The sequence below is a fragment of the Parapedobacter sp. 2B3 genome, assembly GCF_041925275.1.
In the GTDB taxonomy this organism is placed as follows: domain Bacteria; phylum Bacteroidota; class Bacteroidia; order Sphingobacteriales; family Sphingobacteriaceae; genus Parapedobacter; species Parapedobacter pyrenivorans_A.
Genome location: NZ_JBHEUZ010000009.1, coordinates 179,910 through 198,133, shown reverse-complemented (window position 1 = coordinate 198,133; position 18,224 = coordinate 179,910). Strand labels below are relative to the sequence as shown.

Below are 18,224 nucleotides of genomic sequence, written 5' to 3'. Positions count from 1 at the left end.
TGCTTTTGTCCTAAACTTATTTTAAGGACCGCAAAGGTAGGTAGATTATTTTTGATTATCAAGGGGTTCGGTAAAAAATTAGCGAGTACTCATATTTCTTCGAGAACAACTTCTATGCTGGTAAAGCTGTCTGGAAGTTTCCTCTAAACTTCCTCTCAATGGAAGGGGGGAGATGGGAAGTTGGCGTAGCGATTTTATTGATGCAAAAAACGAACAAAATATCAATAATTTACCTAAGTTTGTTTTACGCGTTCTGAGCCTAGCTCGCGTGCAGCGAATTATTACCAAAGGCTCAGTTTGGCCAATGAAGAATAAATTATGAACCCGTTCTATTTACTGTTGCTTCTCCCGCTTCTCTTCCTCGGATGCAATAATTCCGTAAAGGAAAACGGCCGGTCTGATAAAATGCCGCAGGCTGTACGCTGTTACAGCCCGCAAACATCCGATAAGGATTGGTACACATCGGGCAAGCGGGCCCCGAAGTTTGCGGGGTTGGGAGGTGTCGATTTCAAGATATCCGCTTCGCATAAAGAAGTACAGGAATACTTCAACCAAGGGTTGATGTTGGCTTACGGATTTAACCATGCAGAAGCGGCGCGGTCGTTTTACGAAGCTACCCGGCTCGATTCCACGTGCGCCATGGCCTATTGGGGTTTCGCCTATGTGCTGGGGCCCAACTACAATGGAGGAATGGAAGAGGAGCATTTCCAATGGGCTTATGATGCGGCCATGAAAGCAAAAGCACTTGCTGGAAACTGTACTCCAACGGAAGTTGCCCTCATAGAAGCGTTGACAAAAAGGTACGCGCCACGGCCGCCGGCTGACCGCAGTCCGTTAGATATGGCTTACGCCGTGGCCATGAAGAAGGTCTATGACCAATATCCGTCCGATCCGGACATCGGAGCCCTATATGCAGAATCCATGATGAACCTCCATCCCTGGGATCTGTATGACAAATCAACGAAGGCTCCAAAGCCTTGGACACCGGAACTGTTGGCAGTGCTGGAGCACCTGATGGAAAAGCATCCGAAGCACCCGGGCGCCCACCATTTCTATATACATGCACTGGAAGCCTCGGCCACACCTGAGCGCGCATTGCCAAGCGCAAAGCTGCTCGAAACATTGGTGCCGGGTTCCGGTCATCTGGTACACATGCCCTCCCATATTTATATCAATACAGGCGATTATCACCTCGGTTCACTTGTTAATTTACGCGCAATAGAAATAGACAGCCTATACACCACGGCCTGCCATGCCCAAGGCGTTTACCCACTTGCATATTATCCACATAACTATCATTTTTTAGCCGCAACAGCCACCTTGGAAGGCAACTCAAAACTGGCCCGGAAGGCGGCAACAGAATTACAACGGCATACGGCAAAAGATATCATGCGCATGCCGGGTTGGGGAACCTTACAGCATTACTATACCATCCCTTACCATGTAGCCGTAAAGTTCGCTACATGGGATAGCATCCTGTCCATCACTGCACCGGAGCAAGACCTGGTATATCCACGGGCTATTTGGCATTACGCCAGGGGAATGGCATTTTTGGGGAAAGGAAAATTACCCGATGCGGCAAGACAGTTGGACAGCCTGCGTTTCCTGGCCGCAGATACCAGCCTCCAAAACCTTACCGTTTGGGACATCAATACCGCGGCCAACCTTGTGCATATAGCGGTCAACGTGTTATCTGCTGGAATCGGTGTACAACAGCATGAACTAGGCAAAGCGGAATCCTTGTTAAAGGAAGCGGTGGCGATGGAAGATAATCTCAATTACAACGAACCCCCGGATTGGTTTTTCTCCGTCCGTCATCATTTGGGAGCGGTGTTGCTAAAAGCCGGAAAGTATGAGGAGGCCACGAACGTTTATCGGGATGATTTAAAGATCTGGCGCAAGAACGGGTGGGCGTTAATTGGGCTATACAACAGTTTGGTGAAACTGGAACAAACCGCCGAAGCAGCCGATGTGAAAGCCGCATTTGACGAATCATGGCAATATGCCGACCTGCACCTTGTTTCCTCGTCAAGTATCATGGAGTAGCCCACTAGACCCTCTTATCGGGTTCTCATCCCTTCTCCCAACAAAAATAGCCTAACTCACCGTTAGGCCATTTTCCGTGGATCCGGAGGGATTGGCTGTGTCCCGCAGCCCCATACGCGTGGCCACAGCCACCGGGCGCGGGGCTTCCACCCAAAAGAAGCCTTTCGCTACGCTCAATTTGTTTTATTGTTTTCCGTACTTGCTGAAGATGCGCTTCGCAATTACTGTAAAACAATAAAACCCGGCTTATCGCCGGGCTTCTTTTCGTTGTGGATCCGGAGGGATTCGAACCCTCGTCCAGCCATGGTACAATATACGCTTTCTACATGCTTAGCTTCCGTTTCATTGTCGGGAAAGGGAAGGCCGGATGCTTGCCTATACCGTTTTCCGTAGTTGCTTTATCTCGTCGGCCTGTCGCAACGTCAGGTCAACCAGTTCCGTATTTCGATGCCCCTGATGCTACGCTACGGAGCCAAGCGCGAGCGGGACAAAAGCTGAGCTAATTCTAAATTAGGCAGCTAAGGCGTAGTTATTTTCGCCATTTATAAAGTTGAAAGTTGAGATTAAAGCGCCATACTCACAACGCGCTGCATGCTTACATAACCGTCTCCATCCTGTCAATTCCGGTCGGACCCTTGTCATGAAACGAAGGGCAAATATACGGAATTTTTTGGGATAGGCCCAATGCCTTATCGGTTATGTGCTGCGTTTTTGCCACCAGCTAGGTGTTCGGTACCTAGCCAACTATAGTATTTGTGCATCGCTTCACTCAATTGGTTGCCGTGTGCGTTGAGGTACGCCGGCAGTGCTGATTGGAGGGCGTCCCAGTCTTCGCGCATTTCGAGGAATTGGATAACCATCCCGTCGATGAGATAAGCGAGGTCATTGTTTGGCAACATTGACTTTGCCTTTTCGGCCATCGCATCCAGATCTACATTTTTCTTGTCCAGCTGGGGAACAAACACTTCGTTGAATACGATGGAAGCCAGTTTCTCTGCGGTTTTCCCGTTGCCCAATACGTCATCTGCCGCGGCTATGTCGGCGAGCAGGAGTGCAAAACCGGGGTCGCTGCTTTCGGTGGTGTGCTTAGCCAGTAACTGGATGTTTTCGGGTGCCAACGGCGATTCCTGCGTTTCCAAGTAAGCCTGCATCAAGCGGGATGCGTTCTTCCGGTCGCCAGCATCCGAGGCAGCCTTAACGAGGTTCTCTAATATTGCCGCCGAGTGGTCGCCATTTTCGAACCGGGCAAGTAGCGTATAATACTGCGTTTCGGGGTCAAGGGCACGCTTGATTTTTACGGCCAATTCGTACGGGTAGGGTTCGTTGGTCACCCGGTGTACCAGCTCCTGCCGCTGGTTGTAGATGAGGTACAGGTTTTGGCCGTTTGTGTTTCCCTGTTGCTCAATAACGAAATGATCATTTAGGAATTTTGAAGTGTGTCGGTTTTCCAAAATAGCTGCTTTCGCTTTGTCGTCAGCATGGCTCATAACAAGGATAAACTTGCCAGTCGATTTAGCGGCTTCTACGGTTTTCTTGTTGGGGGTAACGGCAATTTGTTTGTTCGTGCTTGCCAGGTTCAGCAGAGGAATCGATACCAATGCGATAATTAACGTTTTCATTTTCATAGCTTTAATCTTTTTATTCGTTTTTATATGATGAATACGCTACAAAAGTGAGATTTGCCCCAAAGGCGGGTTGTAGGATTATATCCACAACATCGTGAGTATATATTCCTACTAGTTGTAGGTTCTGTTTTATCTATTTGTTTTTCAGTTGTTTGTGTGATTTTGTATTTTTTGAAAAGCCACGACATCCTGCTTTGTATAAACACAGTTTTGTGGATATTTGCCGACAGCCTCCTTACTGCAACCTGATGGACACTGCCTTTTTATGTGCTTGCAGCCCCTCCAGTTCCGCCAATAGTTCTACGGTAGGGCCAAGGCGTTGCAACCCTTCGGCGGTGATGTGTTGAAAGGTGATTTTTTTGATGAATGAATCGACCGATACACCCGAATAGGAACGGGCGTAACCGCTGGTAGGCAGCGTATGGTTGGTGCCGGAAGCATAATCGCCTGCGCTCTCGGGTGTGTTGTGCCCTACGAATACGGAGCCTGCATTCACAACCTTCCGCAACAGGGGCTGCCAGTTGTCGGCTTCGATAATCAGGTGCTCAGGCGCATACCGGTTGCTGAATGCCATGGCCTCGTCAAGCGTGTCGCATAAAATAGCATACGAATGGCCGATGGCTTTTGCCGCGATGGCTGCGCGTGGCAATTCCGCTAGCTGCGCAGCGAGGGCGCTCTGAACACTATCCATCAGCTGTTGGTCGGTACATACCAATACGGCTTGGCTGTCGGCGCCATGCTCGGCCTGTGCCAAAAGGTCGGCAGCGATGTACGACGGGTTGGCCGTATGGTCGGCAATGACCAATACTTCCGAAGGGCCGGCGGGCATATCAATGCTCACCTGCGTAAGGCCCTGTATGAGGCTCTTGGCCTTGGTGACGTACTGGTTGCCAGGCCCGAATATCTTGTCTACCCCGGGTACGCTCTCCGTGCCGTACGCCATGGCGGCCACCGCTTGCGCACCACCCACGAGGTAAACCCGATTGATCTGGAGCAATTGCAGGCAGTATGCCACATATCCGTTGATGCGGCCGTCTGCCTGCGGCGGCGAACATACCACGATTTCTTTGCACCCCGCGATGCGCGCCGGTACGCCCAGCATCAAAAGCGTGCTAGGCAGTACGGCCGAGCCGCCGGGAATGTAGAGCCCTACCTTTTCGATGGGTCGCGGCTCACGCCAGCATTTCACGCCGGGCATGGTTTCTACCGTCCGTTCTTTGCGTTGTTGTGTTGCATGGAAGCGATGGATGTTGGCAAAAGCGATCTCCAATGCGCGTTGTTGTTCGCGACCGATGGAGGCCGCCAAGCCCGCGATTTCATCGGTATCGAGGTATAGGCGATCCAATTGTACACCATCAAACTTGGCGGCGTAGCTTTTGAGCGCTGCGTCGCCGTTGGCCCGCACGTCGTCTATAATAGCGCTCACCGACTGCTGTATCGCATTCGATGGGTCGGTATTCCGGGCAAGCAGCCGTTGGATATCCTGTTCTTGGAGCGATTGGTATCGATAAGTTTTCAGCATGGCTTGGTTACATGATGATTTTTTCTACAGGCATCACTACGATGCCTTGGGCACCGGCTGCTTTGAGTTTGTTAATCTTATCCCAAAAGTCCTGCTCGGAGATCACGGTGTGTACAGCCACCCAATTTTCCTCGGCCAACGGTACGATGGTCGGGCTTTTCACGCCGGGTAGGAGGGCGATGATCTCGTCGAGGCTGCGGCGTTCCACATTGAGTACGACGTATTTCGTTTCTGCCGCACGCAATACCGATTGGATACGCTGTATCAATTCGCGTACCACCGGGTTGCCATCGATGCCGTTCTTGCTGATGAGGACGGCTTCCGACGTCGTTACGTCTGCAAACGGTTTGAGTCCGTTGCTGCGCAGCGTTCCCCCCGTGGAAACGATATCGAAAATGGCTGCGCTCAGTTCCAATGCCGGCGAGATCTCTACCGAACCTGAAATGGTGCGTATATCGGCGGATATGCCGTTTTCATCAAGGAATTTCTTGAGGATGACCGGGTAGGAAGTGGCAATAGCCTTGCCATTCAAGTCTGCCAGTTCGTTGAATCCGCTGTGCGTAGGCACGGCAATCTTGAGGCTGCATTTGCCGAATCCCAGCCGCTGGAGGTAGCTTACATTGGCCTCGGTTTCGGCAATTACGTTTTCGCCCACGATGCCGAGGTCGGCAATGCCGTCTTGCACATATTCAGGGATGTCATCATCCCGTAGGAAGAGGATTTCTAGCGGGAAATTGGCAACGGTAGTGATCAACGAGCTTTTGTAATTTTCAAAGCTCAAGCCACAGTTTTTCAGTAATTGTACCGATTTCTCGTTGAGCCTACCGGATTTCTGTATCGCTATTTTCAGATTGTTCATGAGTGGATAATGTGTTTTTTAAACGTCTACGAAACCATGCATCCCATCGGTTAGCCGTATTTAAGCGGAGATTCCATGCAAGTTTCAATGCGTATAATTATTAATAAAAGGATAAAAACATCGGGTCTCAAATTGCTTCACGTAGAAACATACAAATTACATATCGCCGCAATGGCGATGATGATGTATGAACGGATGGATGAAAGCAAGCTGCATGTTTTCTATTAATAATCCATGAAGTCGGTGGGCAAAGATAGGAGGTAAATGCGGTCTGTGCAAATTTTTGTCTAAAACGTTATGGTCGTTATTTCACTTGCGCGCCATGAGGGTATGAAAGTCGGGGGGCGTGTTAGCTCCGCTCGGCTTGCGGCAGTAACATCCGTTCGGAGGCAGGATCGGCCGCAGGCGGCCTAGGGTTCGCGCCGTTGCCCCGGCGCGTAGCCGGAACGACAAGTGCGGCACAGCCGAAGCGCCTTGGTTACTTGGGAGCGACCAAGTAACATGCCCCGCGGCATAGAGCGGAACCAAGCCCTGCGGGCCAAGGGAAAAAAGAAGGCCGCTCGCGCAGCGAGTAAACCATCGATATAAACAAACAATTGATAACTAGCATGTTGTTGTGTGCCGGTTAATTTATAAACCGATAAATTGTTTTAATTTCCCAAAAAATGTACTTTGGCTAAAAATAAGAGGTGATTATTTATGGCGAAGGATTTGACTAAACAACAAGAAACAGACGCAAACAGTGCTTCCCAATTACTGGAAGAAGGAATGCACCATGTGAATAATCCGGTATTGGACTTGCCGGAGATTGTAAAGAACTACCTGGGGCCGGTGGCCGGGTACCATCAGGAAAACAACAACTACTACTTCAGCGATGGCAGCGCCACCGTGGAAGTGAAGGTGGTAAGCGATGAAATCATCCGCGTGAGGCTCGCACCGAGCGGTCAGTTTTTGGAAGACTTCTCGTATGCGGTTCCGCAGACCAACCAGCATGTGGCCGTCTATAATTTTGAAGAAGACCAACATGTTTATCGGGTGAAGACCAACACGGTGACCTGTGTCATCAACAAGGCCGACTTCCTGATTTCTTTCGAGGACCGCGAAGGCAAGGTGTACAACAAGGATTATTCGCCCATGCACTGGGAGGAAAATCCCGACTTCGGCGGCTATTACGTGTACAGCACCAAAGAGGCCTTGGCCAACGAGGCGTTTTATGGATTGGGCGATAAGCCTACCCACCTTAACCTGCGGGGGGGACGTTTTACCAACTGGAATTCGGATACCTACTCGTTCCAGTTCAACCAAGACCCACTGTATCGCAGCATCCCGTTCTATATCGGGCTGCATGAAGGCAATGCCTACGGTATCTTTTTCGATAATACGTTCAAAACCTATTTTGACTTCGCTGCCGAAGCACAAGACCAAACGAGTTTCTGGTCTGAAGGCGGCGAACTGCAATACTACTATATCCACGGCCCGCATATGATGGATGTGGTGAAGCGCTACCACAGCATTACCGGCACCCATTACCTGCCGCCGCTGTGGGCCCTCGGGTTCCACCAATGCCGTTGGAGCTACTACCCCGAAAGTAGGGTGCGCGACCTCGCCAAGAACTTTCGCGAGCGTAAGATCCCCTGCGACGCGATTTATCTCGATATCGACTACATGGATGGCTATCGTTGCTTTACGTGGAACAAACACTATTTCCCCGATCCGAAAAAGATGATCAAGGAACTCGCGGACGACGGCTTCCGCACGGTGGTGATCATCGACCCGGGCATCAAGGTAGACGAGAATTACTGGGTATTCAAGGAAGGGAAGAAAAACCACTACTTCTGCCGGCGGGGCGACGATTATTTCATGGAAGGTTATGTGTGGCCGGGTCGCTGCCAGTTTCCCGACTTCACCAACAAAGAAGTACGCGAATGGTGGGGTGGGTTGTTCAAGGAACTAGTGGAGGCTGGCGTAGCCGGTGTATGGAACGATATGAACGAGCCGGCCGTGTTTGGCAGGGGCACTTTCCCCAATGATGTGCGCCACAATTTCGATGGCCATAGGGGGTCGCACCGGAAAGCCCATAACGTATATGGTATGCAGATGGTACGCGCCACCTACGATGGCCTTAAGAAGCTGTTCCAGAAAAAGCGGCCCTTCACCATCACCCGCGCCGCCTATGCCGGTACGCAGCGCTATGCCTCCGTATGGACGGGCGACAACGTGGCCACTTGGGAGCACCTCCGCCTGGGGGTATTGCAGTTGCAGCGGCTGTCGGTATCGGGGCTGCCCTTCTGCGGCACGGATATCGGTGGTTTCAGCGGCGAGCCGGATGCCGAGCTTTTCACCCGGTGGATACAGTTCGGGGTGTTCTCTCCATTTATGCGAGCCCACTCGGCGGGCGATACGGCCGAACGCGAACCGTGGAGCTTTGGCCCCGAAAGCGAGGCGTTGAATAGGAAGTTCATCGAACTACGGTACAAGCTGCTGCCATATATCTATTCCGTTTTTTGGGAACACACCAAGTACGGTTTCCCCATCTTGCGGCCGGTAACGATGCTCGAGCAGCACTTGGATAGTAACATCCAGCGCGAAGAAGAGTTTTGCTTCGGCGACAAACTACTGGTATCGCCCGTGTTGAATCCCGGCCAGCAGCGAAAGAAAGTATACCTGCCCAAAGGTACCTGGTACGACTATTGGGGCCACGCCCGCTTTGAGGGCGGCAAGGAGCATGAGGTGGATACACCAATCGATAAGATGCCCATATTCGTCAAGGCAGGTACGGTCTTGCCCGAGTACCCGGTGATGCAGTACGTGCATGAAAAACGTATCGAATCGTTGAAATTGCTGGTGTACCATACGGATAAGAAAACAAATTCGTACCTTTATGAAGACCACGGCGATACGTTTGCGTATGAGCAGCATATCTATTTGGAGAAAAAGTTCGTGGTAAAAGGTACTTCCAAAGGCTTGGCTATTACGCAGCATGTCGACGGGTTGTATTCCGAGAAATACGACACATATGATTTGTACCTTGTTGCTTTGCCGTTTGACGTAAAGCAAGTGATTGTCGATGATAAAAACACAGCCTTTGAGCGGGACGGCGAAGGCCGGTACATCGTCAAAGTGCCGAAGGATTTCAGGAGTATAGCCATTACATAACCATTTAAACCCGACGCTATGCAGCATTCGGTAGAAATATATTCGTTATTTACGGATTTTGATGTAGACCTCTTCCGGGCTGGCAAACATCACAAGCTGTATGAAAAGTTTGGCGCACACTCCGTGCTGCGGAACGGTACGTGGGGCACTTATTTCGCCGTATGGGCGCCTAATGCCGATTCGGTGTCTGTAATCGGCAATTTCAACGGTTGGAACCCGTATGCGCATACGCTGCTTGTACGCTGGGACGGGTCGGGCATCTGGGAGGGGTTTATCCCCGGTGTGGGTGTGGGCGAGCTCTACAAGTACCACATCCGGTCGTACCAGGGTGAGACGTTGGAAAAATGCGACCCCTTTGCTTTGCAATGCGAGGTGCCCCCTAAAACGGCTTCGGTGGTTTCTACCACGTGGTATGAGTGGGGTGATGACAGCTGGATGCAGTCCCGGCATGAGCACAACGGGCTCAACAGGCCCATTGCCGTTTATGAACTGCACCTCGGCTCCTGGATGCGCAGTCCGGATGACCCGACGCAGCTGCTTGGCTACCGGGATATTGCCGATAAACTAGTCTCCTATGTGAAGGAGGCCGGTTTTACCCACGTAGAGCTGATGCCCATCATGGAGCACCCTTATTACCCGTCGTGGGGGTACCAAATTACCGGTTACTTTGCGGCATCGTCGCGTTACGGGTCGCCGCAGGATTTGATGTATCTTATCGAAACGTTGCACCGCAACGGAATCGGTGTGCTGCTCGACTGGGTACCCTCCCATTTCCCCGGCGATGCGCACGGCCTGTATCGGTTTGACGGAACCCACCTGTACGAACACCAAGATCCGCGGCAGGGGTTCCACCCCGACTGGGGTTCGTATATATTCAACTACGGCCGCAACGAGGTGCGTTCGTTCCTCATCAGCAATGCCGTATTCTGGTTGGATCGGTACCATGTGGATGGGCTGCGCGTAGATGCGGTGGCCTCCATGCTTTATCTCGACTACTCGCGAAAGGAAGGCGAATGGATACCCAATGAACACGGCGGCCGTGAAAACCTGCAGGCCATTGGTTTCCTGAAGGAGCTGAATGAGGCGGTATACGGGTATTTCCCCGATGTGCAGACCATTGCCGAGGAGTCCACTTCGTGGCCGGGCGTAAGCCGCCCGGTATATAGCAGCGGTTTGGGTTTCGGTATGAAATGGATGATGGGGTGGATGCATGACACATTGGAATATTTCGGCCGCGACCCGTTATACCGACAGCATCATCACGGTCAGGTCACCTTTAGCATGCTGTATGCCTTCCATGAAAACTTCATGCTACCCCTTTCGCACGATGAGGTGGTGCACGGCAAAGGCTCCATGATACAGAAGATGCCGGGCGACGAATGGCAACGGTTTGCCAATCTCCGGGCGTTGTACCTGTACATGTATACCCATCCGGGCACCAAGCTGCTCTTTATGGGGTGCGAATTCGGGCAAACCACCGAATGGAATTGTAACCAGTCATTGGATTGGCATTTGATGCAATACGAGCCGCACCGCGGTATGTTCGAGCTGGTTAAATCGCTCAACTTTTTGTACCGCGGTGAACCCGCCCTGTACGAGCACAGTTTCAGTCCGGAAGGCTTCGAATGGATAGAAGCTGGTGATTCTTCCAACTCCGTGATGGCTTATGCGCGCAAAGGGGTCAGGCCCGAAGACGACCTGCTCATCGTGCTGAACCTTACGCCCGTGGTACGGTACGCCTATCGTTGCGGCCTGCCGTCTGAAGGCGAGTGGACGGTGATGCTCAACTCGGACGATCCTCGCTATCACGGCAGCGGTGTGGAGCAGCCCGCGGTAAAAGCCGAGCCTATCCGCTGGATGAACAAAGAGTGGTCGGCCATGCTCACCCTGCCGCCATTGGCCGGACTGGTGCTCAAACGCATTACCGAGCAGCAACCTGCCCGCAAGCAGGTGCGGCAAAGCAAGAAGACGCCGCTTGTGAAAGCCGAAAAGGTGAGTAAGCCGCGCACAACCAAAAAGGACACGAAGAAAGACAACTAACACGATGGGGAAACGAACAACACGTCGGGTGGGTAAGCACATTATCCACTTAAGCGCCGAATGTTATCCGGTAGCCAAGGTAGGTGGCCTGGGGGATGTGGTGGGCGCCCTGCCCAAGTACCTGCAGCAGGCGGGCCTACGCACATGGGTGGTGCTGCCCTGGTACAACAAGCCGTTTGTACAGCAGCATGCGTTTGACGCGGTGTACACCGGTACGTTCCAGCAAGGGTCGAGGCCGCTGGAGATGACCGTGCTGAAAGAGCAAAACGACGTGTTGGGCTTCGAGTTATATCTTATTAAAATACCGAGCCTGTTAGACCGCGATGAACCCTACGGGTACGCCGACGAGGGTGAGCAGTTCATGGCCTTCCAGCACGGTTTCCTGCATTGGATTACCGAAACAGCTATCGTGCCGGATGTGGTGCATTGCCACGACCACCATACCGGCCTCACGCCGTTCCTGATGTATTACTGTGAGCAATTTGCCGCGCTCAAAAAAGTGCCTACGGTGGGCACCGTGCACAACGGCCAATACCAGGGGTGGATGGACTGGAACAAAGCCATCTTGCTGCCACCGTTTGATACGTGGAAATGGGGCCTGCTCGATTGGGATAAAACCATCAACCCACTGGCCACGTTGATCAAATGCTGCACGGCGTTTACTACCGTTTCAGAAGGGTACCTCGGTGAACTGATGACGCAGGCGAACGGCCTGGAGCATCTTTTTGCCATGGAGCGCGCAAAGGGTGTCGGTATCGTCAATGGCATCGATACGGCGGTTTGGGACCCGGAGCGCGATGGCATGCTGCCGCACCATTACCCACTTGGCCGCGTGCAGTCGGGAAAGAACAAGAACAAGGCCTCCCTATGCGATGCCTACGGCCTGGACCCGAAGAAGCCGCTTGTTGCGTACATCGGCCGTTTCGCCGGTGAGAAAGGAGCGGACCTCCTCCCGGATATCATCGAACGCTTGTTGGGCCGCGAAGATGCCGACTTATCCATTATGGTGCTGGGTTCGGGCGATCCGCAGGTGCAGGGGGCAATAGCCCACCTCGCTAAGCAGTACCCCGGCCGGTTGGGAGCTTATATCGGTTACCAGGAGGAGCTGTCGCACCGTATCTATGCCGCTGCGGACTTCCTCCTCATGCCCTCGCGGGTGGAACCCTGTGGACTCAACCAGTTGTATGCCATGCGCTACGGCACCGTGCCCATCGTCCGTAGTACCGGCGGATTGAAAGATACCGTGCACGACATCCGTGATCCCGAAGGGTACGGCATCATGTTCAACGATGCCAATGCCGCCGATGCCGCTGACGCCATTGTCCGCGCGCTAGTCCTGTATGCCGATAAGCAGCGGATGCAGCGGCTGCGGAAACAGCTGATGGCGCTTGATTTCTCGTGGGATAAATCGGCCGGCGCCTATATAAATCTTTATGAAACCATCACGGTTTTCAAAAGTCACACAGGGAAATGATTAAACCATGACTGCTTCATCGTCCTTGAAGAAAAAATTAGAGATGAAACCATCATGATTTTTCAGACCACACAGGGGGATGAATAAATCTGATAGCTTCATCACCGAAAAAAAAGCAATTTAAATAGATGAAAATATAACCGAATAGATTATGATCAAACACAGTGTAATTTCCGTAGTATTGGGGGGAGGCAAGGGTACGCGCCTGTATCCATTGACCGAAAAGCGTTCGAAACCTGCGGTACCGATTGCCGGCAAATACCGCTTGGTGGATATTCCGATTTCCAATTGCCTCAATTCGGGGTACCATCGCATTTATGTGCTCACCCAGTACAATTCCGCGTCGCTCAACACGCATATCAAAAACACATACAACTTTAGCCTGTTTAGCAAAGGCTTCGTGGATATACTGGCGGCCGAGCAGACCAATGAGGGTGATCGTTGGTACCAGGGCACGGCCGATGCGGTACGGCACTTGATGCGTTACCTCAAGCACCACGATTATGAGCATGTGCTTATCCTGTCGGGCGACCAGCTGTACCAAATCGATTTCCAGGAAATGATCCAGTCGCACATCAAAGCAGGAGCAGAGATTTCCGTGGCCACCATCCCGGTGAATGCCAAGGATGCGACCTCGTTTGGTATCCTCAAATCGGACGAAGAAGGCAACATCACCTCCTTCATCGAGAAGCCCAACAGTTCGTTGCTGCCCGACTGGGTGTCCGAAGTGAGCACCGAAATGAAGGCAGAAGGGCGTGAGTACCTTGCCTCCATGGGCATCTACGTATTCAATAAGGAAGTGCTCAGGCAATTGTTGGCAGAGAGCGATGGTGTTGACTTCGGTAAGGAACTACTGCCCGAATCCATTGGCCGCCGCCGTGTGCACAGCTACCAATACCCGGGTTACTGGACCGATATCGGAAACATCGATTCGTTTTTCGAGGCCAACATCGGCCTTACGGACGACATCCCCCTGTTTAACCTGTTTGATAAACACACCATCTTTACCCGGCCGCGCATGCTGCCACCCTCCAAAGTATCGGGCACAACCTTGGATAAGGTGGTCATCGCCGATGGCTGCATCATCGCCGCCAAAGCGATTGAGCGCTCCGTTATCGGTGTGCGGGCACGTATCGGCGCCGGAACGGTCATCAAGACGACCTACATGATGGGCTGCGATTTTTACCAGACGCTCGAAGAGATTGAACACGCGCGCGAAAACGGGGTGCCCCTAGCGGGTGTGGGCGAAAACTGCCACATCGAGAATGCCATCATTGACAAGAACTGCTGCATCGGCAACAATGTGCGTATTATGGGTGGCAAGCACCTGGAAGACGGCGACTTCGAAACACACGTGATACGCGATGGGATCGTGGTGACCAAAAAGCGGGCGATCCTGCCCAGCGGCACGGTGATTGGGTAGCTAATCCGTATCTTTGCCGCCATGGCAAATCAAGACACGATCGTAGCGTTGGCAACGGCCACCGGCAACGGGGCCATTGCCGTTATCCGGGTGTCGGGCGCGGAAGCGATCGTCCTCGTTAACGGGGTTTTCAAGGGTAAGGACCTGTTGCAACAGCCCTCCCATACCGTCCATTTCGGCACCATCCGCGATGGTGATGAGGTGCTGGACGAGGTGTTGGTGTCCCTGTTCGTCGGCCCGAACTCCTATACGGGCGAAAACATCGTAGAGCTCTCCACGCACAATTCGCGCTATATCATCGAGCGGGTTATCCAGCTGCTGGTCAAGGCGGGTGCCCGTGCTGCCCAACCGGGTGAGTTTACGTTGCGCGCCTTTCTCAACGGCAAGATGGACCTCTCGCAGGCTGAGGCCGTGGCCGACTTGATCGCTTCCAATTCTGCGGCATCACACCAGGTGGCCATGCAGCAGATGCGGGGTGGGTTTTCCAATATCCTGAAGCAGCTTCGCGAACAGCTGATCCACTTCGCCTCACTCATCGAGTTGGAGTTGGACTTTTCGGAAGAAGATGTTGAGTTCGCCAACCGGGAGCAACTTAAAGGCCTCGTGCTGGAAATCAATACCGTGGTCGGTCGGCTCATCACTTCTTTTGAGCAGGGCAACGTGTTGAAGAATGGGGTGCCCGTAGTAATCGCGGGCAAGCCCAATGTAGGCAAATCTACGTTACTCAATACCCTGCTCAATGAGGAGCGTGCTATTGTATCGGATATCGCAGGGACAACCCGCGATACGATTGAAGATGAGATCAATATCCAAGGGGTATCCTTCCGTTTTATAGATACAGCCGGTATCCGCGATACGATGGACATCATCGAAGCGAAGGGAGTGGAACGCACGCGCGAAAAAATGCGGCAAGCGCGGCTCATTATTTACCTGGCCGACCCCCAGCAGGATGACGTTGATGAGATCAAGAGCCAGATTGCCGAAGTAGGCGCATTAGGGGTTCCTTATGTGGTGGTCGTCAACAAGACCGATTTGCTCACCCAGGTACATAAGGAAGCACTGACCGATATCAGCCCCCTGTTTATTTCTGCCAAGAACAACGTGGGGGTTGAGGAGTTGAAAGATGAGTTGCTGCGGAAGGTAAATCTACATGACCTCGATACGGATGACGTGTTGGTTACCAACATCCGTCATGTGGCGGCCCTGCAGAAAACAAGCGAATCACTCGCGAAAGTACTCGATGGTATCGACAACCTCATCACATCTGATTTCCTAGCGATGGATATCCGGCAGGCGCTCCATCACCTTGGTGAAATCACGGGTAGCGTGTCTACGGACGATTTGTTGGACAATATCTTTAGCCGCTTCTGCATCGGCAAGTGAAGGTGTTTCGGAAACCACGGCTTCGTATCGTAAATAAAATTATCTGTTCCGCCGGTTATCATAACGACGTAACAGAAACAGCAGACATGCGGTAGCCAGCACGATGGCCAACCACCTGAATGAGTATCCCGTCGCGGGCTGGCGGTCAGTTTCCGATGTACGTTCCTTGGCATGGGTCTGCGTTACCAACGTATAATCGCTTGCGGATGACCGTTCCTCCGTTTGGTCAGTTTTATGGTCACGCTGCAATTCGGTATACCTGATGTGCGTACCGTAGGAGAGGATAGCCGTCGCCTCCCCCTTGAATCCGTTGTTTGGATGGTAGCTTACTGGCCCCTTTGGAAGAATAACAACCGCGGTTGAATCGGCAAGCCATTGTTGCCAATCCAGCTGGACGGATTGCGTGTTAGCATTCCTGATTTGCTTGGTGGTTTCCGCTGTTTGCCGGTAGCTGCTATCCCGTTGTGAGGTATGCCGGATGCGGTGGGTTTGGCAGGCACATAATGCACAGAGTAGGGATAATAATAAGATAAACTTCATTTTCTTTTCGGTTAATCAACCCCGCCGGTGATCCATGGATCGCCGGCAGGGTTGGGGTTCATGGTTCCGCGGTATCCGTGGCTATCGGGCAATTTGCGATACGGGATCGCTCCAGTCGCTTACCCCCTGCGGATTGCGCGCACGTACACGTACGTAATACCTTACCGCTGGCGTAAGGGAATTGATAACGTTATCGCGCTTGTTCCGGCCGTTCCGGAATGAGGCCATTTCGCCCCAGGCGATTTCGCCGTCGACCATCGTGCCCACCTGGTACTCAAACTCCGTTGCGTTGGGCACCGGGTCGAATAAGAGTGCTAACTGGCCACTTAGATCGCCATCCACAAGGCGGGCGCGGGTCGGGGTGTTTGGCACGGTGAGGCCTTTGGGCAGATCCTTCAGCCGGAATCCAGAGCTGAGCAGCTGGTGCACCATGCCATTACATGTGGTATTTACATAGAAGGCCAACCTACGCAGCACGTCAACCAGCACCTCTTTGCTGGCGTTCTTCGCTTCGGAGTCGTACGGGCTTCCCTTGCGGTTGGTGAACTGCATCTTCTCGTCGTAGTCGGCAATGGCTGCCTCCAGTTCCGTCAATGGCGGATTGGGTTCGGTGAAAAGCTCCGCATTCTCAGTGATTGCCTGAAGCACGGTGCTGGCGAGGTAACCCAGATCCGCATCGCGGTAATCGCCATAATTGATTTTTACTTGTCGTTTCATGATTGAAAAATTTTAATGTTATTAAATAAATGAATTAACGGGTGCCCGGGTCCGATAGCCAATCGGCTACGGCATGCAGGCTTCCGATGTGCCGCCTTTTGCGAAGCACCCGGTTGTCGGCATTACCTTCCACGGTAACCAGCCAATCGCCGTCGACCTGGTCGACGAACCCCACATGTGCGACGCGTGACAGCGTGGGGTAGTAAATGCCGAACACGTCACCCTGCTTTATCGCCCTAGCGTTGCCGCCCTTCATCCAAACCGTACGGTTGGCGGGGAAGAGCGCCGGGCTCCAAGGGTTGCGTGGCTGGGTGTACCCCACTTTGCCAAAGCACCAGCTTACGAAGGCCGCGCACCATGCGTGGCCCGGCCCGAGGCCGCAGTAGCGGAGGTATTCCTCCACGCGTGCGCCATCGTTCCGGCCGGAGGCTTCCTGCACACCCAGCTCGGCCAGGTAGATGCTGCGTAGCCGTTGGCGGGCATCGGTTACGGCCTGTTCGTGGCTCGCTCCGGCTGCTGGGGCCGTAGGGTGTACGTCTAGAGCAGTGCGATAAGCACCCCCACAAAACCCCAGAATAACGAGCAGAACAAGCCCAAGAGTAAAAGCAGGTGTTGCCATGGTTTCATCGGATTTAAGGGTTTAACCATAGAAGCATTGGCATAGCGCGCCAACGTCGTTGCGAGCAGACGGGCCAGCAAGCCGGCGACCAGTACCGCTGCGGCGGCATAAGCCAACGCACTTAGCAAGCCCGGGTCGAACGGTGCAGCTGTGGCGTCCATCCGGCGGAGTAGTGGTCCGCTGAAGACGAATGCCAGAAGTGCCAACAGTAAAACCGGCACATCCAGTGCGATGCGCCCACCGTTCCAACGGATGGTGCGGGGTGGCGCGGGTAATGGAATTGATTTTAACATGATTGTTGTTTTTAAAAAAGTAACTAATTTGTTCCTACTCTCATTCGCAGGTTTTCGGATTTCCCCTGGTCGTTGCAACAGACAGGGGCAAACATAGGGTGGGGGATGCGCCGCTTCAATTTTTTAGACAAGGATGAACTTACTTGAGCTGAAATGGACTTACTTGCACTTCGGAAGCCGTTGCTTCCGGTACGGAAGCCATCGCTTGCGGGGCGCAGGCCGTTACTTGTGAGTCGCCAGCCGTCACTTCCGCTTCGGCGGTAATCGCTTGCGGAATGGAAGGTGTTACTTCCGATACGAGCGCCATCGCTCGGAAGGTGGAAGCCTTTGCTTGTGGGGCGGCCGCCGTTACTTCCGGCGTGGTAGCGATGGTTTGTAGGCGGGAAGCGGTTACTTCCGATCGGGAAGTCGTCGCTTTCTATGCGGCGATAACGGTTTTAGCAGTGGGAGCCGTTGCCTAGGGGGCATAAGCAAATGCTAGCGACACGGACGTAACCGCTTGTGGTTCGGAAGTGATGGCTCCCACA

At 52.8% G+C, this 18,224-nt stretch carries 15 protein-coding genes and 1 other RNA gene; 7 read left to right on the top strand and 9 right to left on the bottom strand.

The features are described from left to right. The first annotated feature begins 318 nt into the window (after positions 1 to 318). Entirely contained in the window at positions 319 to 2,046 is a 1,728-nt protein-coding gene (locus ACEVG1_RS12135) for a tetratricopeptide repeat protein (RefSeq protein WP_374743944.1), read from the top strand. Positions 2,047 to 2,097: 51 nt separating this feature from the next. Here ACEVG1_RS12135 and ACEVG1_RS12130 read toward each other — a convergent pair whose 3' ends face one another. The 5 genes from ACEVG1_RS12130 to hisG all read right to left on the bottom strand — a co-directional run bounded on the left by ACEVG1_RS12130 (position 2,098) and on the right by hisG (position 6,052). After that, positions 2,098 to 2,223, bottom strand: a complete 126-nt coding sequence (locus ACEVG1_RS12130) for a hypothetical protein (protein ID WP_374743943.1) — start codon at positions 2,221 to 2,223, stop codon at positions 2,098 to 2,100. A 90-nt stretch (positions 2,224 to 2,313) separates the two neighbouring features. Continuing rightward, positions 2,314 to 2,681, bottom strand: a transfer-messenger RNA (tmRNA) gene (ssrA, locus tag ACEVG1_RS12125). Between the two features lie 54 nt (positions 2,682 to 2,735). Further along, positions 2,736 to 3,665: a hypothetical protein gene (locus ACEVG1_RS12120; RefSeq protein WP_374743942.1), complete on the bottom strand. Its 930-nt coding sequence runs from the start codon at positions 3,663 to 3,665 to the stop codon at positions 2,736 to 2,738. Between the two features lie 241 nt (positions 3,666 to 3,906). After that, positions 3,907 to 5,193 carry a histidinol dehydrogenase gene (gene hisD / locus ACEVG1_RS12115; protein WP_374743941.1) on the bottom strand — a complete coding sequence of 429 codons (1,287 nt, stop codon included), beginning with the start codon at positions 5,191 to 5,193 and terminating at the stop codon, positions 3,907 to 3,909. Positions 5,194 to 5,200: 7 nt separating this feature from the next. Beyond that, the gene (gene hisG, locus ACEVG1_RS12110) at positions 5,201 to 6,052 is read right to left on the bottom strand and encodes an ATP phosphoribosyltransferase (protein ID WP_374743940.1); all 852 of its coding nucleotides are present in this window, start codon (positions 6,050 to 6,052) and stop codon (positions 5,201 to 5,203) included. Between the two features lie 699 nt (positions 6,053 to 6,751). On the opposite strand from hisG, the gene ACEVG1_RS12105 reads away from it, so the two are divergent. The 5 genes from ACEVG1_RS12105 (at position 6,752) to mnmE (ending at position 15,528) form a co-directional block, all read left to right on the top strand. Further along, the gene (locus tag ACEVG1_RS12105; RefSeq protein ID WP_374743939.1) at positions 6,752 to 9,208 is read left to right on the top strand and encodes a glycoside hydrolase family 31 protein; all 2,457 of its coding nucleotides are present in this window, start codon (positions 6,752 to 6,754) and stop codon (positions 9,206 to 9,208) included. 18 nt (positions 9,209 to 9,226) lie between these two features. After that, a complete protein-coding gene (gene glgB, locus ACEVG1_RS12100; RefSeq protein WP_374743938.1) occupies positions 9,227 to 11,248 on the top strand; it encodes a 1,4-alpha-glucan branching protein GlgB in 2,022 nt (673 codons plus the stop codon). A 4-nt stretch (positions 11,249 to 11,252) separates the two neighbouring features. Next, a complete protein-coding gene (locus ACEVG1_RS12095) occupies positions 11,253 to 12,722 on the top strand; it encodes a glycogen synthase (RefSeq protein ID WP_374743937.1) in 1,470 nt (489 codons plus the stop codon). A gap of 154 nt (positions 12,723 to 12,876) precedes the next feature. Next, a complete protein-coding gene (locus tag ACEVG1_RS12090) occupies positions 12,877 to 14,145 on the top strand; it encodes a glucose-1-phosphate adenylyltransferase (RefSeq protein WP_374743956.1) in 1,269 nt (422 codons plus the stop codon). 21 nt (positions 14,146 to 14,166) lie between these two features. Further along, positions 14,167 to 15,528 carry a tRNA uridine-5-carboxymethylaminomethyl(34) synthesis GTPase MnmE gene (gene mnmE, locus ACEVG1_RS12085; RefSeq protein WP_374743936.1) on the top strand — a complete coding sequence of 454 codons (1,362 nt, stop codon included), beginning with the start codon at positions 14,167 to 14,169 and terminating at the stop codon, positions 15,526 to 15,528. Positions 15,529 to 15,567: 39 nt separating this feature from the next. Here mnmE and ACEVG1_RS12080 read toward each other — a convergent pair whose 3' ends face one another. The 4 genes from ACEVG1_RS12080 to ACEVG1_RS12065 all read right to left on the bottom strand — a co-directional run bounded on the left by ACEVG1_RS12080 (position 15,568) and on the right by ACEVG1_RS12065 (position 17,697). Beyond that, positions 15,568 to 16,068 (bottom strand): hypothetical protein, encoded by a 501-nt coding sequence (locus tag ACEVG1_RS12080; protein WP_374743935.1) that lies wholly within the window; start codon positions 16,066 to 16,068, stop codon positions 15,568 to 15,570. A gap of 81 nt (positions 16,069 to 16,149) precedes the next feature. Beyond that, entirely contained in the window at positions 16,150 to 16,785 is a 636-nt protein-coding gene (locus ACEVG1_RS12075; RefSeq protein ID WP_374743934.1) for a hypothetical protein, read from the bottom strand. Between the two features lie 34 nt (positions 16,786 to 16,819). Next, complete coding sequence (locus ACEVG1_RS12070; protein ID WP_374743933.1) at positions 16,820 to 17,404, bottom strand: CHAP domain-containing protein; 585 nt, start codon at positions 17,402 to 17,404, stop codon at positions 16,820 to 16,822. Further along, positions 17,323 to 17,697, bottom strand: a complete 375-nt coding sequence (locus tag ACEVG1_RS12065) for a hypothetical protein (protein WP_374743932.1) — start codon at positions 17,695 to 17,697, stop codon at positions 17,323 to 17,325. The genes ACEVG1_RS12070 and ACEVG1_RS12065 overlap by 82 nt, the downstream gene beginning before the upstream one ends. 275 nt (positions 17,698 to 17,972) lie before the next feature. Between ACEVG1_RS12065 and ACEVG1_RS12060 the strand changes: the two genes are divergently transcribed. Next, positions 17,973 to 18,158 (top strand): hypothetical protein, encoded by a 186-nt coding sequence (locus tag ACEVG1_RS12060; RefSeq protein WP_374743931.1) that lies wholly within the window; start codon positions 17,973 to 17,975, stop codon positions 18,156 to 18,158. Positions 18,159 to 18,224 lie beyond the last annotated feature (66 nt).

Excerpts from the sequence above, each read along its gene's own strand:
- ACEVG1_RS12075 (WP_374743934.1), bottom strand. The coding sequence starts at position 16,785 with ATGAAACGACAAGTAAAAATCAATTATGGCGATTACCGCGATGCGGAT.
- ACEVG1_RS12065 (WP_374743932.1), bottom strand. The coding sequence starts at position 17,697 with ATGTTAAAATCAATTCCATTACCCGCGCCACCCCGCACCATCCGTTGG.
- ACEVG1_RS12080 (WP_374743935.1), bottom strand. The coding sequence starts at position 16,068 with ATGAAGTTTATCTTATTATTATCCCTACTCTGTGCATTATGTGCCTGC.
- hisG (WP_374743940.1), bottom strand. The coding sequence starts at position 6,052 with ATGAACAATCTGAAAATAGCGATACAGAAATCCGGTAGGCTCAACGAG.
- ACEVG1_RS12105 (WP_374743939.1), top strand. The coding sequence starts at position 6,752 with ATGGCGAAGGATTTGACTAAACAACAAGAAACAGACGCAAACAGTGCT.
- ACEVG1_RS12095 (WP_374743937.1), top strand. The coding sequence starts at position 11,253 with ATGGGGAAACGAACAACACGTCGGGTGGGTAAGCACATTATCCACTTA.
- ACEVG1_RS12120 (WP_374743942.1), bottom strand. The coding sequence starts at position 3,665 with ATGAAAACGTTAATTATCGCATTGGTATCGATTCCTCTGCTGAACCTG.
- ACEVG1_RS12135 (WP_374743944.1), top strand. The coding sequence starts at position 319 with ATGAACCCGTTCTATTTACTGTTGCTTCTCCCGCTTCTCTTCCTCGGA.
- ACEVG1_RS12070 (WP_374743933.1), bottom strand. The coding sequence starts at position 17,404 with ATGGCAACACCTGCTTTTACTCTTGGGCTTGTTCTGCTCGTTATTCTG.
- hisD (WP_374743941.1), bottom strand. The coding sequence starts at position 5,193 with ATGCTGAAAACTTATCGATACCAATCGCTCCAAGAACAGGATATCCAA.
- glgB (WP_374743938.1), top strand. The coding sequence starts at position 9,227 with ATGCAGCATTCGGTAGAAATATATTCGTTATTTACGGATTTTGATGTA.
- ACEVG1_RS12060 (WP_374743931.1), top strand. The coding sequence starts at position 17,973 with ATGGAAGGTGTTACTTCCGATACGAGCGCCATCGCTCGGAAGGTGGAA.
- mnmE (WP_374743936.1), top strand. The coding sequence starts at position 14,167 with ATGGCAAATCAAGACACGATCGTAGCGTTGGCAACGGCCACCGGCAAC.